Genomic DNA, 13,471 nt, shown 5'->3' with positions numbered 1-13,471 from the left:
GTGACCATTGTGCCACCAAGCTGTGGAGCCCAATAGCACCCGGCTACCACGTCATTGCTCGTCAGGCGATGAGCCGTTCCTGCAGGCGGGAGGGAGTGTCGCCGAATCGACGACGACACCAGAGCACGAGATGGCTGTGACTCGAGAATCCGCATGCGTGGGCCACCCGTGAAATGGCACCAGGTGCACCTTCGAGCTGCTCGAGCGCAGCCCGCAGCCGGAGGTCCATCTGCCAGGCGTGCATCGTCGCACCGGTGACGGCGCGGAAGACCCGGCAGAGATGAAAGGGGGAAACCCCAAGCTCCGCCGACAGTTGCGCGAGGTCAGAGGTCCCGAATGAATCCCGGGCGATCAGCATTCGCGCGTTCATTGCGAGGTCGCGATGCCGAGCAGTGACACGGCGCTTCGACATGCGGCGCCCTTCGGTCGACGCCGCCGAGATCACGTCGTTGACGATTGACACGATCGTCTCTTCGGCGGCGAGGCCAGTAAGTGCCCCTGATGTCAGGAGTCTGTAAATGGTGCGCTGACGGAGGTACAAGGCCGGTGAACACGCCGCGGATTCGACCGTGAATGGCCGATCATCGGTGATGCGATCGAGCGGCAAGCAGCGCACTGCGATTTCGGATGCCAGGGCCGGCGTGACGCCGAACCATTCGCAGCGGTCGCCGGCCGGCGAGAGAACGCGTCGCGAATATTCCTGGCCACGGTTGTAGATCGTCGCAATGTTCGGATCGGCAACGAACGGCCGCGAATCCGCGTGCTGGATCCATACGCCGGTGCGCGGGAAGACGACGATGTGCCCTGTTATCGGGCCACTGTCACGAAAGGCCGGGTGGCCCGGCTCGCACCGAAAGCGGCCCGCGCGGACGGTCGCGGTGGAGAAGATCAGGTCGTCGATATGAACAGGCATCACTACGAGACCCAGAGAGCGTCGGGGAGGTCACGGGGTGATGGGTGAGGGGTGATGGGTCACGGATGACTGATGACAGATGACAGATAACTGGGGTTGTCACCCTGAGCAGCCTGCCCTGAGCTTGCCGAAGGGAAGCGAGGGGGCGGAGGTCAGGGCAGCACTCTTTCCAGGGCGAAAATCGCGATCACCGCCGATTTTATGCAACTTCACGCCGATTTTATGGTGGCTGACGGCCGAGAGATGGTCGTGAACGTTGCCGAGTTGCTGTTGCACGCGACAGAAATGCTGTCTGAGGTCGCCGATATGCCGGCGATTTTTCTGTTTATGCCCCTGAGAGCTGCCGAGATGGGGCTCGCGCCTCGACTTCTGCCGCTGAACGGCGGCGAGATGCTGGTGAACAGCCGCGATATGGTGGTGATTGCCGGCGAGATGGAGCTGAATGGTCGCGATATGGTGTCGTCAGTCGAGTTTCTGGAGACTGACGGCCGCGAGATGGAGCGTGATGATGGCGATATGGTGCTGAACGGCCGTGATATGGTCCTGATCGGTCGCGATATGGTCGTGAATACCCGCGCACTGAGGGTGTGCGCCGAGTTTATGCAGGCGAAAATGCATACGATGGTCGTGATTGAGATTTTCTGCCTGTGAATGCGGGTTTGCGGGGGGTGCCGCCGGCGCGGCGTTGGAAAGTTGCGGCAAAGCAGAGGCCCCCCGCCCCGGGATGAGACCGGTGCGGGGGGCTCTGTCATTCGGATCTCCTCAGCGAATTACAAATCGCACAGCGTTGGCGCCGCGACCGACACGGGCATCACATTGAGTGGGAACCAGCTCGTGCTGTCGGTCGCACTCTTGTAGCGCAGCCAGTAATAGCGATTGTCGGTAATCCCGCCGTTCTGGAGGATCCCGAAGCCTTCAAGGAGCGAACTCGTGCCGGGCTTGGCACTGGCCTTCAGTGTGCCCGGGCTTGGTGGTGAGCTCGAACCAGATTCACTCACTTCCCAGACGAAGGCAGCGGAGGTGCCGCTCACAGTCCAGCTGCCCCACAGCTCGTTATACCAATGCACACCGGACTGCACCTTGTTGCACGAGAATGTGAACGAACTGATCTCGGGCACCGCAGGCGGTGGTGGTGGCGGTGGCGGTGGCGGCGGTGGGGGTGGCGGCGGTGGCGGTGGCGGCGGTGGGGGTGGCGGCGGTGGCGGAGGTGGCGGTGGCGGTGGCGGTGGCGGCGGGAGAATCTCGCAGTCACGCACCACGTTGATGGTACGATAGTACGACGGATGACCGCTGGTAATTGGCAGCTCATCAGGGCGCATCACTTCCAACCCAATGTCGTATTGCGCGCCGCCGCAGGGCGCGGAAAAGGTGAACGCCCGGATAAGCGATGGATCTGGCTGATAGAATTCAGTAAGATGATCCCAAGTTGACGTCCCCACTTGGTGCACCCACAGCCTTGTCAAATACAGTCCGCGCCCGTTCATGTGACCGGTGTCCGGATCGGTCGGATACCAGTTGGTCGCTGTATTCGAAACCTTGAATCGGAAGTTCATTGAGCGTTCGCCGGACGGTGAGCCGGTGATGTTGCTAAACCCGGAGCCCATTGCGACGGTCGCAGTGTCGATTTCCAGCGCTGGCGTCTCGGTGAATGCCGACCCTCCAATGTCACTGTTAATGACTAGATCGACGTAGCCAGCCGCGCCATAGCTTTCATCCGCAATACCGTCTGTGCTGCTACCAGGCAGGAAGCCGAGGCTGCTCAGGTAGTCGACCTGGAAGGTGCGAGTACCGCCATACGTCGGACCGGTGAACTGATACCGCCCAGGGATCGCGCAGTGCCCACGCGCATCGCCTGGATTCGGCGCGACGCTGCGACACGGTCCGTCCCATGCACCCGGATCCCAGAATTCCCACATCAGGGGATAGGCCCCGTCGGTCTCGACCGTGGCGCTGTACCCACCGGGGGCGGAATAAGAAAGCGGGGTCAGCGTGATTTCTTCGCCGCCACACGTTCTTAGCCCACCGTCATAGACGGAACCAAACACCTCACCCTCATCGCCATACGGTGACGTATGTCCACTCGACCCGGGTCCGTAATTGGCAGCAGGGGTCGAACAGAGAACGGCGTTTGCGACTGGGGCATGGCTCACTTCTGTTGACGACACCGGCGCTTCGCTGCCGCAACCAAACGTCAGCGCCGCAAACGCCGCGAGCGCAACGGACCAGCCAACGCGTGTTGGGGGGGATCTCAACATGGGTACCTCGAACTAGGGGGTGATGATGCACAACCTTCAGGGGTATCGCGCCCTGTGATCGGTGGGAGGCGCGATAGTCTGTATATCGATGCGATTACGGATCTGCGCAATACATCGTGTGCGCCACACCGGCCTTGTTCAGGAAGATGACAAAAGTGGTGCGCGGTTGCGGCAGGGAAAAAGGAAAGCCCCGGAGGTGTTTTTCCGGGGCTTTCGCGTCCTGAGAGAGTATCATCCTGAGCGGCCTGCCCTGAGCTTGTCGAAGGGAAGCCCGCGAAGCGGGCGAAGTCGAGGGAGCCAGAGCTCCGCCCCCTCGCTTCGCTCAGGGTGACAAGCTCTCTAGTCTCGAGTCTCGAGTCTCTCGCTACACCTGGATCTGCGCCCCCAGCTCGATGACTCGATTGGGTGGGAGTCCGAAGTAGGCGGTCGCGCTCTGCGCGTTGCGGCTCATCACGCCGAAGAGCTTCGCGCGCCACCCCGGCATCGCGTCGGCGGCGCGGGGTGCGCCGCGCGCACGTGGCGTGACGATGAGGGTTTCGCGGCCGAGGAAGAAGGAGATCTCGCTCATCCGGAGGGAGGGCATGCCGTCTTCGCGATCCTCGTGGAGGCGATCGGTGACGAGCGCGAGAATTTCCGGCACGTCAGGCGATTCGAGGAAACCGTAGTGCGCCATCACCTGGTAGAAGCCTTCGCCCTTCGACTCCACGCTGACGCGATCGGCCGCGGCGACCTGCGGGATCTCGGCCGAGAGCACCGTCATGAGTACCACTTTCTGGTGCAGCACCTTGTTGTGCTTGAGGTGGTGCAGCAGCACCGGTGGCGCCACGTCGGGGATCGAGGTCATGAAGACCGCGATGCCGGGGACACGATGTGGCTGCCGGCGCGCGATGTCGGGCACGAAGAGCTCGAGCGGGAGCGAGGTCTCCTTGAGCAGCGCGGTGACCTGACTCCGCCCTTTCTTCCAGGTGCTCATCAGCAGGTAGAGCAGCGCACCGGCCGCGAGCGGAACCCAGCCACCGTGCGGGATCTTGAGCACATTCGCGGAGAGCAAGGCGACATCAACGCCCACGAACAGGGTCGTGACCGTGACGACCCGCCAGAGCGGCCACTTCCAGATGTTCGACATCACCGCCGCGAAGAGAATCGAGGTGATGAGCATCGTCCCCGTAACTGCCACGCCGTACGTGCCGGCGAGTGCCTGCGGCGTCTTGAAGGCGACCACCAGCGCGATGCACGCGAGCCAGAGTGCGGTGTTGACCCCCGGCATGTAGATCTGACCCATCTCGGTGTGCGAAGTATGAATGATCCGCATCCGCGGGATGAAGCCGAGTTGCATTCCCTGCTGCGTGAGCGAGTACGCGCCCGACACCAGGGCTTGTGACGCCACGACGGCGGCGGCCGTCGCGATGACGACCATCGGATAGAGCGCCCACCCCGGCACCAGCGCGTAGAACGGATTGTAGTCGACCGGCAGCACGCCACTCTGCAGATGATCGAGCAGCAGCGCACCCTGGCCGAAGTAGTTCAGCACGAGAGCCGGCAGCACCAGTGCGAACCAGGCGAGGCGAATCGGCTTGGGTCCGAAGTGCCCCATGTCGGCGTAGAGCGCTTCGCCGCCGGTGATCACCAGCACCACCGCGCCGAGGACTTCGAGTCCGACGAGGCCGTTCTGCATGAAATACTTGACGGCATACCATGGGTTCAGCGCCGCGAGCACTTCGGGATGCGCGCCGATGCCGCGCGCGCCGAGAATCGCAATGGCAATGAACCAGACGGTCGTGAGCGGCCCGAAGATCTTGCCGATGCCGGCAGTTCCGCGCTTCTGCACGAAGAAGAGCGCGGTGATGATCACCACGGACATCGGAACGAGCCACGCCTGGGTAAAGATCGGCGACGCCATCTTGAGGCCGTCGACGGCGCCGAGCACCGAGATGGCCGGCGTGATGACGCCGTCGGCATAGAGCAAGGCGGCGCCGAAGAGTCCGAGGATCAGCAAGGTCGAGCGCTTGCCCACGGACTTGGACTTGCCGCCCGGCCGCACCAGCGCAAGCAGGGCGAGAATGCCGCCCTCGCCGCGGTTGTCGGCGCGCATCACCATCGAGATGTACTTGAACGAGACGACGAAGTTCAGCGCCCAGAAGACCAGCGACAGGACGCCGAGCAGATTGTCGCGAGTGAGGGCAATCGCGTGCGGGCCGGAGAAGCATTCGGCCAGCGCGTAGAGCGGTGAGGTGCCGATGTCGCCGTAGACGACACCGAGGGCGGCGAAGGAGAGGGCGGCGAGCGCCTTCCCCTTCGGCTCGCTGCGAGTGTGGCTCACGGCTTCGGCGGAGTCGCCGGCGCGGTGGCCTTTGCCGCCACGATCGAGTCGACGATGCGCACCATCTCGTCGCCGCTCATCCCTTCATAGAGCCGACCCGCGATGAGGAAGGTCGGGGTCGAACCGACGCCAACCTTGGCCGACTCCTGCGAGGAGGCCTCGATCCGGCCGGCATACTTCGCCGATTCCATGCAGGTCTGCCAGGTATCGGTGTTCACCCCGGCTGCCGCGGCCGCCGACTTGAGCAGACTGAGCGGATTCTTCTGCCCGAAGCGCTCCGTCTGGGTCGCGAAGATATGGTCCTTCATCTCCCAGAACTTCCCCTGGTCGTTGGCGCACGCAGCCGCGTGGGCTACGAGCCGTGAGTTGGGGTGGACCGGGAGCGGCGTGTCGCGGTAGCGGTAGCGGATCTTGCCGGTGTCGATGAGCCGGGCCTTCACATCGGGCCAGGAAACGGCCTCGAAGTTGGCACAGCCAGGGCATTCGAAGTCGGCATATTCGGTCACCTCGACCGGCGCCGAGTCGGAGCCGAGGATGTAGCCCCGGAAGCCGGTCGTGTCGGCCGAGGAGACCACCACGTTGGCCGGAATCGAGACGGTTTTGCCACCGAGGACCCGGTAGCCGACCACGGCGACACCCACCAGGGCGATCCCGCCGAGGAGGTAATAGAAGGACTTCTGGCCCTGAGCCATGCTGCCTCTGGCGCGGCGATCGGTGAGCGCGGGGCCCGGTGGGCCGGCACAACCGCCGCGCGGGAACTGGGATGTACCGCGCTCGACCCGGGGCTTGAACGCCTCCGGAGCCGGGGGCAATCTAACGAACGACGGGCCGGAGAGGGTCAAATCCGGTCGGGTCCTCAAGCCCTTTGCCAAGGCGCCCGATAACCCCGGAATTGCCCCGGGATGAACGGAATCCCTATATTGCGCGTATACAGTGATATCAGTCGCGGGGGAAGCTCCCCGTTAACGCCCAAAGGAAGGTCCATTGACGAAGAAGAAGCCAGCCCCCCGCCCCCCTGCCATGCCAACCGCTTTTGATCAGGGCCGGGACGAGCTGTTCAGCCACATCCTGCGCTGCGGAGTGCTCGAAGCCGCACCAGAGCATCAGAAGGAATGGATGGACGATACGATGCAGTACATCGCCGATCGGTACACCGATCTGAAGCCGGAGGAGCTGACCCAGCTCCGCGTGCTCGGCGAGCGGTTCTGTCAGCCCGTCGTCCGCCGCGCCCCGGCGAACGAAGCCCCGAGCGAAGCAATCGTCGCGACGGAAGAAGAGACCGCAGAGATCTCTGCGTAAAGCAGATGACAGATGACAGATGACAGATGACAGATGACAGTTGACTGATGACGGTTGACTGATGATCGATCGAAGGGCCGACATCTCAATGAGGTGCCGGCCCTTCGCTTTATCTGTCATCTGTCATCTGTCATCTGTCATCTGTCATCTGTCATCCTTCGACAATGACTTCCGTCGTAATCGGAATATCCGGATTCAACGACAGCACCACCGAGCAATACTTGCTCACGGAAAGCTCCACCGCCCGATCGGCCTTGGCCTGCGTCAGCCCTTCGCCGGCGAGGCGGAAGACGAGGGTGAGCGCGTTGTAGCGGCGCGGCATCTCTTCGTTGCGGCGGCCGGTGACATCCACGGTGAACGACTTCAGCTTCACCTGCATCTTCTCGAGAATGCTTACCACGTCGGAGCCGCTGCAGGCGCCGGCCGCGAGGAGCAGCGTGACCATCGGGCCGGGGCCCTCCTTGCCGTTGCCATCGATGACGATGCTGGGCCAGCTCTCCGAGCTCGCCGTGAACGACATGCCGCTGGTCCAGTCGAGATGGCCAAAGCGCAGATTGGGATCAGTCATCGAGTGCTCAGCTTCCGGAAGAAGGGCTTGTTGTAATCGTACAGAGCATAGAGAGCGACCGCTGCCGTGGCCCAGGCGAGCCGCCGCAAGAGCGGCGATCCGAGCACGAAGGCGAGCAGGGTCATCAGTTGCAGCAAGGTCACCGCTTTCCCACCAGCGCGGGCGGGCACCGTCGTGGCGCGACCAGTGGCCACGGTGATGAAGAAGGCGACCGACGCGATGATGTCGCGAATCAGTAGCGCAAACACTTCGTACCAGCTCAGGGTTCCCGAGAAGAGCACCACACCGAACGCCGATGCCATGAAGAGCTTGTCGACGATCGGGTCGAGCATCACCCCGATGCGCGACCCGCCGAAACGGCGCGCCCACCAGCCGTCACCAAAATCAGTGGCCGCCGCGAGCGCCAGCAGGGTGAGCCGAGCCGGAACGCTCGGGAGGAACGGAAAGGCCACCGCCAGCGGAATGCGCACCAGCGTGATGGCATCCGCCACCGCAAACGCAACCCGACGTGATGGACCCTCGGCGCCAGTCATACCGGTAAGCTACCCCGGCAGCCCTGCCGCGACGACGCCCTCGGCCCGGCGCGCCGGATCGAGCGAGGCTGCCGCCACTTCGTGAACCGCCTCCGCCGTCACGCTGCGGTAGGGCGCGCCCGGGTCGTCGAGTTCGATCAACCCTTCTCCTAGGAGCCAGGCATCGGCGATCTCGCCGGCCAGTGCCCCCGCGCCCTGCCGCGCGATCTCGGCCTGCCCCGCGAGCATCGCAACGGAACGCTGCAGTTCATCGGCCGTGGGCGGTGCGTCGCGGAATGCCGCGAGTTCCTCCAGCATCGCGTCGCGCGCCTCGTCGAGACGTTCGGGAGCCATCGCGATGTAGGTCAGCAACGCACCCGCTTCGCGCCGCTGCCACGACGATGCCATCACGGTGTACGCCAGCGAGCGCGCGCTCCGCAACGATTCGAAGAGCCGCCCGCCGAGTCCGCCGGCGACCGCCGACCAGACTTCGGCCGCGAAGCGCCGCGGGTCGGTGCGCGCGGGGCCGGGGAAAATCATCGCGAGGGCCGATTGCTGGCGATCGCGATGTTCGAGACGCTGCCCCGACGCGATCAGCGCGGGCATCCCGGGCGGTGCATCGGGCGCGTCGGTGCCGATGCCGCTGAAGACGGCGGCGAGCTGATCGGCGAGCGCCTCCGGATCTGCATCGCCGACCGCGACCACGGTGGTGGGTCCCTTCGCGATGGCGCGCTGATGCCAGTTGCGCACGTCCTGCAAGGTGAGCGCGGCGAGCGACTCGGCGGTGCCGAGCGCTGGCGCGCCGTAGCCGGCGTCGGAGAACGCCTGCCCCAGCGCGAGCTGGAACGGGAAGCGGCCCATGTCGTCCGCGACGGCCCGGGCATCGTCGAGCAACAGCGCCCGCTCGATCTCGACCGATGCCGGGTCGAAGCGCGGCGAGGTCAGCACATCGCGCAGCAACTCCGCCGCGTGCGCCACGCGCTCCGCTACGACCGACGCGCCAAAGGCGACGACATCGCCGCCGAGTGATGGCGAGAGCACGCCACCGAGAGACTCCATCGCGAGAGCGAGCTGTGCAGCGTCACGATCGGTGGTGCCCCGCACCATCGATCGGACGGCGAGTGCAGCAAGTCCGGCGTTGTCGAGCTGCTCGCGTTCGGTTCGCCGGCGATAGATGGCGAGCGACACCTGCGGCACGTCGCCGTGCCGTGCCGTGAGCAGATCGAGACCCGGCAGCGCCAGATGATGCACGCCGTGCGCCGTCCGACGAGTAATTCGCACGGGGAGCGTCGCGGGCCGGGTGCGCCAGGCGACTTCCTCACTGGGCCGCGGCGCCGCGGCCGGTGCATTGCGCGCCGCCATCAGATCGTTCAGATCGAACGGCGTCGAGTCCTGCTGCGGCAGGTAGGCCACCGCCGAGAGGGCGCCGGTGTCGAGATAGCGTGCCGCGACTTCGCGCAGCTGGGCGGGCGTCACGTCGAGCAACTCCGCCTCTTCGCGATCGAGGTGGGCCACATCGCCATCGGCCTCGGCGCCGGCAAGCGCCGTCGCACGACTCTCGTAGCGTTCGAGCCGGCGACGCAACCGCATCAGCAACAGCGTGCGCACCCGGTCGAGTTCACCGTCGGAGACTTCGCGTTCCGCGAGGTCGCGCACCGCACCGAGCGCGAGCGGCAATGCCTCGGCCAGCCGCGCCGAGTCGAGTTCGGCTCCGAGTGCAAAGACGCCGACATCCTCGGCACCGTAATGTGAGGCACCAACGCCAGCGACAATTCCGGGTTCGCGCAGCAGCCGCTGCAGGCGCGACCCGCGCCCGCCGGTGAGAAGCGCCGAGACGAGCTCGAGTGCCGGTGCGTCGGGGGCGAGGGGGCCAGTGCCGCGCCAGCCGAGGACGACTTCGGCCTGGGTCACATCGCCGCTGAGTCGCAGGGCGCGCATCGTGGCCGCAGAACCTTCTGCAGGCCCGGCAGGAATCGGCGCGTCGGGGCGCGACCAGTCGCCCCACTTCGCGCGAAGTGCTGCGAGTGCTTCCTCTTCGTCGAGATCGCCCACGAGGGTGACGATCACGCGCCCGGGCGTGTAGCGCGACTCGTGGTATGCAGCGACGTGCTCGCGACGAAAGCCTTCGAGCACCGACTCGGTGCCGATGCGCCAGCGCCGGATGCGATGGTTGTCGAAGAGGAGTTCGTGCAGCCGCTCGCCGGCGACGGCCGATGGCGTGTCGAGCTTGCGACGCGCTTCCTGGATGATGACACCGAGTTCACGGCGGAGTTCATCGGGATCGAAGAGCGGATTGCGCACCTGATCGGCCTGCAGTGCCACCGCTTCGATGGCGTGCCGGGCGGGTACAGTCGCGTAGTAGACGGTGCGGTCGTAGGAGGTGTAGGCGTTGAGCGAGCCACCGAGCGCCTTGGTGCGGCGGGCGAGTTCGCCCGGGCCGAGTGACGGCGTCCCCTTGAAGAGCATATGCTCGAGGACGTGCGAGATCCCGGCGACGTCGTCGGCTTCGTCGAGAAAGCCGGCGCGGACGTGGGTGACCAGGGCGGCGGCAGGTGCCGAACGGCGCCGCTGCACCAGCAGCGTCACGCCATTCGGCAACCGCTCTCTGCGCAGCCCCTCGGTGGGATGCGCGCTCACGCGCGCCCGCCGCTCCCCAGTGGCCGCCGCTGCACGATCACGAGCGCCAGCACCAGCATGGCGACGCCGTAGCCGAGCACGTGCAGCAAGTCGTTCCCGTGAATCATTGGCTTCAGCGGGTTGATCAGGTGGAATGGCGGCAGCGCCTTGTAGACCCAGACGAGCCACTCCGGCAGCTTGAGGCCGAAGTTGGCGCCGGCGGTGACGATGGCGGCGAGTCGTCCTTGCAGGAACGAGATCAGGAACACCACCAGCCAGTCCTTGGAGGTGAAGTTCGACATCAGCAGGCAGGCGGAACCGATCAGCAGGAAGCCAAGTGCCACGGTGCCCATCAGATCAACAGTCAGTCCGCTGCCGTTTCGCAGCACCAGCGCGAGCATGCCGCCGAGCATCAGCGGCGCGAGCAGGACGGTGACTCCGGCCAGGAACCAGCGCTGGAAGTAGAACCACGCCGGCGTCATCGGCTTGCTGAACCAGGCGCGGTAATAGCCGCCCTGCAGGTCTCCGCCGATGGATCCGCCGATCGTCATCAGAACCGCGATCGTCAACGTGGCCATGAAGGTGCCGCTCAGGATCGCTTCGGGCTCGGGCGGGGCGCCCATGTTCTTCGACAACCGCAGGACGATCAGCGGCAGCGCGACCGAGACGATCGCAAAGAGCGCCAGCTGCACCTTGATCAGGTCGAGCGCGAGCCACTGGGTGTAGCGGAACGGCGACTTGTCGCGTGTCATGATCCCACCGCCGCGCGGAATTCGGTTTCGAGGCGACTCTCTTCGGGCGAGCACTCGATCAGGATGGCGCCGCCGCTCAGCAGCACACCGAGTCCGGCGCTGAGTCCGGAACGCGTGGCGGTGATCCGCCAGGTCCCCGGACGTCCGGCCACTTCAGTGGCGCCCGCCAGCACTGACGCCACGTCGGGCGCGCCTTCGAAGGTGACCCGCCACACCATCAGCGCAGCACCCGTCGACGCGGTGCCGTGTTCGACAATGCGCTGCAGCCGGCCGTGATTGAGAATCGCGACGCGATCGGCGAGGAGTTCGAGTTCGTCGAGATTGTGCGAGGCGATGACGACCAGTCGGTCGGGACGGCGCAACTCCGCGACGACATCACGGAATCGCTGGGTCCAGACCGGATCGAGACCGTGGGTTGGTTCGTCGAGCACCACGATGTCGAAATCGCCGAGCAGCGCCTGGCCGAGGCCGAGGCGCTGGAGGTTTCCCTTGGAGAGTTGCCGGACCTGCTTCGCCGCGTGCTCTTCGAGGCCGAGGCGCGCCATCATTCCCTGCACCGCGGATTCGCGCTGCGCCGACGGCACGCCCGAGAGTGAGGCCATCCGATGCAGCGTGTGGGGCACCTTCCAGCGGGGCGGCAGGTTGACGAGTTCGGTGAGGTAACCGACGCCCTCGCTGGCCACATAGGTGCGGGGACTCATGCCGTTGACGGTGACCGACCCCGACGTAGGGTGGAGGAAGCCCATCATCAGCGAGATCAGTGTTGACTTGCCAGCCCCGTTGGGGCCGGCAATGCCGACGACTTCACCGCGCTGCATCTCGATCGAGAAATCGGCGAGCGCATCGACGCGGCGACGACGGATGAGCGACACATAGCTTTTACTGGCAGCTTCGAATCGAATCACTGCAGGATCCGGAGGACGCCGGCATCGGCGGAGCCTCGGATGAAGGCTTCGGCACTGGTCACAGGAATACTGACTCCGGTTTCGGCGGTGCCGCGCTGGGCAAACGCCTGCATGAATTCGAGCAAGGTGCCGTCGGCCCACGCGCCTTCGACGGTCTGCAGGTGCATCAGCAGATCATCCCAGGAGCCGCGCAGCGTCAGTCCGGCGAGTGTTTCGATGACGTGGACGCCGGCGTCGGCGGCTGGTCGCTTGAGCATTTCGGGCACATCGCGCATCAGGGTGCCGAAGAGCTCGAGCTGATTCGGGTCGCGCGGCGTGCCGTCGGGCTGCATCGACTCGATCTCGGCGAGCAGCATATCCTCGGCCGACGCTTCACCGCCGAGTTCGGCGAGACGCGCGAGCCAGAGCTGCACATCGGGATCATCATCGCCGACACCGCGGGCGACCTTGAGCAGTTCGATGGTGCGCCAGACGCCGAGATCGTCGAAGTGATCATCGGGCTTGATGCGCGCGAAGTGATGCAACGCGGGGCCGGTCTCGCCACGATCGTAGAGCACGTTGGCGAGGTAGATCCGCGGCTCGGGATATTCGGGTTCGAGTTCGAGCGCGCGACGCAGCCAGTAGAACGCATCGGCATCGAGGCCGAGCCGGTGCGCCGTGTAGCCCAGCGATGCCGCGATTTCCGGCGAGTCGGGATGATGCGAATGCGCGCGATCGAAGAAGAGACGCGCCTCCACGAAATAGCCTTCGCGGAAGAGGGCGCGGCCGACCTGCAACATCAGTTCGTGGTCGTCGTCGAAGCCGAGTTCGATGATGCGATGGAAGGAGCGGAGCGCGCCTTCGATCTGGCCCAGCACCAGTTGCGTCTCACCCAGTCCGGCGAGGGCATCCTCGTGTTCCCCGTCCATCACCAGCGCGAGATCGAACGCCCCACGGGCCCACGCGTATTCCTCGCGCGCGAGTTGGGCGTAGCCTATCCCGACATGGAGTTCGACTGACTGGGGGTACCGGAGGAGCCCCTCGCGGAGGAGGGCGAGGGCATCGTCGTAGCGACCTTCGTTGTACAACTGGTGGGCCTGCTCATCATACTCGTCGGAGCTGAGGTAGGGCTCCGTCATGTGCGATCGGCCTCCAGGCGGGGTCGACTGCAAGATTGGCGGAACTCCATGTAAGTGCAAGAGCTAGAAAAGGATGACGGATGACAGATGACAGATGACAGATGGCGGATGGCGGATGGCGGATGGTGGATGGTGGAGGTCTGTCACCCTGAGCGTAGCGAGGGGGCGGAGGATAGAACCGCAGCGACGCCTTGCCCCCTCACTTCGTTCAGG

At 65.1% G+C, this 13,471-nt stretch carries 12 protein-coding genes; 2 read left to right on the top strand and 10 right to left on the bottom strand.

What is annotated here, in order from left to right:
• Nucleotides 1–61: 61 nt before the first annotated feature.
• Nucleotides 62–913 (bottom strand): helix-turn-helix transcriptional regulator, encoded by an 852-nt coding sequence (locus tag V4558_08170; GenBank protein MES2305468.1) that lies wholly within the window; start codon nucleotides 911–913, stop codon nucleotides 62–64.
• 201 nt (nucleotides 914–1,114) lie between these two features.
• On the opposite strand from V4558_08170, the gene V4558_08165 reads away from it, so the two are divergent.
• Nucleotides 1,115–1,564: a hypothetical protein gene (locus V4558_08165; protein MES2305467.1), complete on the top strand. Its 450-nt coding sequence runs from the start codon at nucleotides 1,115–1,117 to the stop codon at nucleotides 1,562–1,564.
• A 119-nt stretch (nucleotides 1,565–1,683) separates the two neighbouring features.
• Here V4558_08165 and V4558_08160 read toward each other — a convergent pair whose 3' ends face one another.
• The 3 genes from V4558_08160 to V4558_08150 all read right to left on the bottom strand — a co-directional run bounded on the left by V4558_08160 (nucleotide 1,684) and on the right by V4558_08150 (nucleotide 6,180).
• Nucleotides 1,684–2,958 carry a hypothetical protein gene (locus tag V4558_08160; GenBank protein MES2305466.1) on the bottom strand — a complete coding sequence of 425 codons (1,275 nt, stop codon included), beginning with the start codon at nucleotides 2,956–2,958 and terminating at the stop codon, nucleotides 1,684–1,686.
• A 574-nt stretch (nucleotides 2,959–3,532) separates the two neighbouring features.
• Nucleotides 3,533–5,488, bottom strand: coding sequence for a potassium transporter Kup (locus V4558_08155; protein MES2305465.1), 1,956 nt, complete (start codon nucleotides 5,486–5,488; stop codon nucleotides 3,533–3,535).
• The gene (locus tag V4558_08150; protein MES2305464.1) at nucleotides 5,485–6,180 is read right to left on the bottom strand and encodes a thioredoxin domain-containing protein; all 696 of its coding nucleotides are present in this window, start codon (nucleotides 6,178–6,180) and stop codon (nucleotides 5,485–5,487) included. Before V4558_08150 ends, V4558_08155 begins: the two co-directional genes overlap by 4 nt.
• 292 nt (nucleotides 6,181–6,472) lie before the next feature.
• Between V4558_08150 and V4558_08145 the strand changes: the two genes are divergently transcribed.
• Nucleotides 6,473–6,787, top strand: coding sequence for a hypothetical protein (locus tag V4558_08145; GenBank protein MES2305463.1), 315 nt, complete (start codon nucleotides 6,473–6,475; stop codon nucleotides 6,785–6,787).
• A gap of 151 nt (nucleotides 6,788–6,938) precedes the next feature.
• On the opposite strand, the gene V4558_08140 is transcribed toward V4558_08145, so the two are convergent.
• From V4558_08140 to V4558_08115, 6 genes are read right to left on the bottom strand one after another with little or no spacing between them, the layout of a single operon-like run.
• Nucleotides 6,939–7,355, bottom strand: a complete 417-nt coding sequence (locus V4558_08140) for an OsmC family protein (GenBank protein MES2305462.1) — start codon at nucleotides 7,353–7,355, stop codon at nucleotides 6,939–6,941.
• The gene (locus V4558_08135; GenBank protein ID MES2305461.1) at nucleotides 7,352–7,888 is read right to left on the bottom strand and encodes a CDP-alcohol phosphatidyltransferase family protein; all 537 of its coding nucleotides are present in this window, start codon (nucleotides 7,886–7,888) and stop codon (nucleotides 7,352–7,354) included. Before V4558_08135 ends, V4558_08140 begins: the two co-directional genes overlap by 4 nt.
• Nucleotides 7,889–7,897: 9 nt before the next feature.
• Entirely contained in the window at nucleotides 7,898–10,504 is a 2,607-nt protein-coding gene (locus tag V4558_08130; GenBank protein MES2305460.1) for a pitrilysin family protein, read from the bottom strand.
• The gene (locus V4558_08125) at nucleotides 10,501–11,235 is read right to left on the bottom strand and encodes a hypothetical protein (GenBank protein MES2305459.1); all 735 of its coding nucleotides are present in this window, start codon (nucleotides 11,233–11,235) and stop codon (nucleotides 10,501–10,503) included. The genes V4558_08130 and V4558_08125 overlap by 4 nt, the downstream gene beginning before the upstream one ends.
• Nucleotides 11,232–12,140 (bottom strand): ABC transporter ATP-binding protein, encoded by a 909-nt coding sequence (locus V4558_08120; GenBank protein MES2305458.1) that lies wholly within the window; start codon nucleotides 12,138–12,140, stop codon nucleotides 11,232–11,234. Before V4558_08120 ends, V4558_08125 begins: the two co-directional genes overlap by 4 nt.
• Complete coding sequence (locus tag V4558_08115) at nucleotides 12,137–13,258, bottom strand: tetratricopeptide repeat protein (protein MES2305457.1); 1,122 nt, start codon at nucleotides 13,256–13,258, stop codon at nucleotides 12,137–12,139. Before V4558_08115 ends, V4558_08120 begins: the two co-directional genes overlap by 4 nt.
• Nucleotides 13,259–13,471 lie beyond the last annotated feature (213 nt).

This window comes from Gemmatimonadota bacterium (assembly GCA_040388535.1).
Taxonomy (GTDB): domain Bacteria; phylum Gemmatimonadota; class Gemmatimonadetes; order Gemmatimonadales; family GWC2-71-9; genus Palsa-1233.
This window is presented reverse-complemented; position numbering and strand designations above follow the sequence as displayed.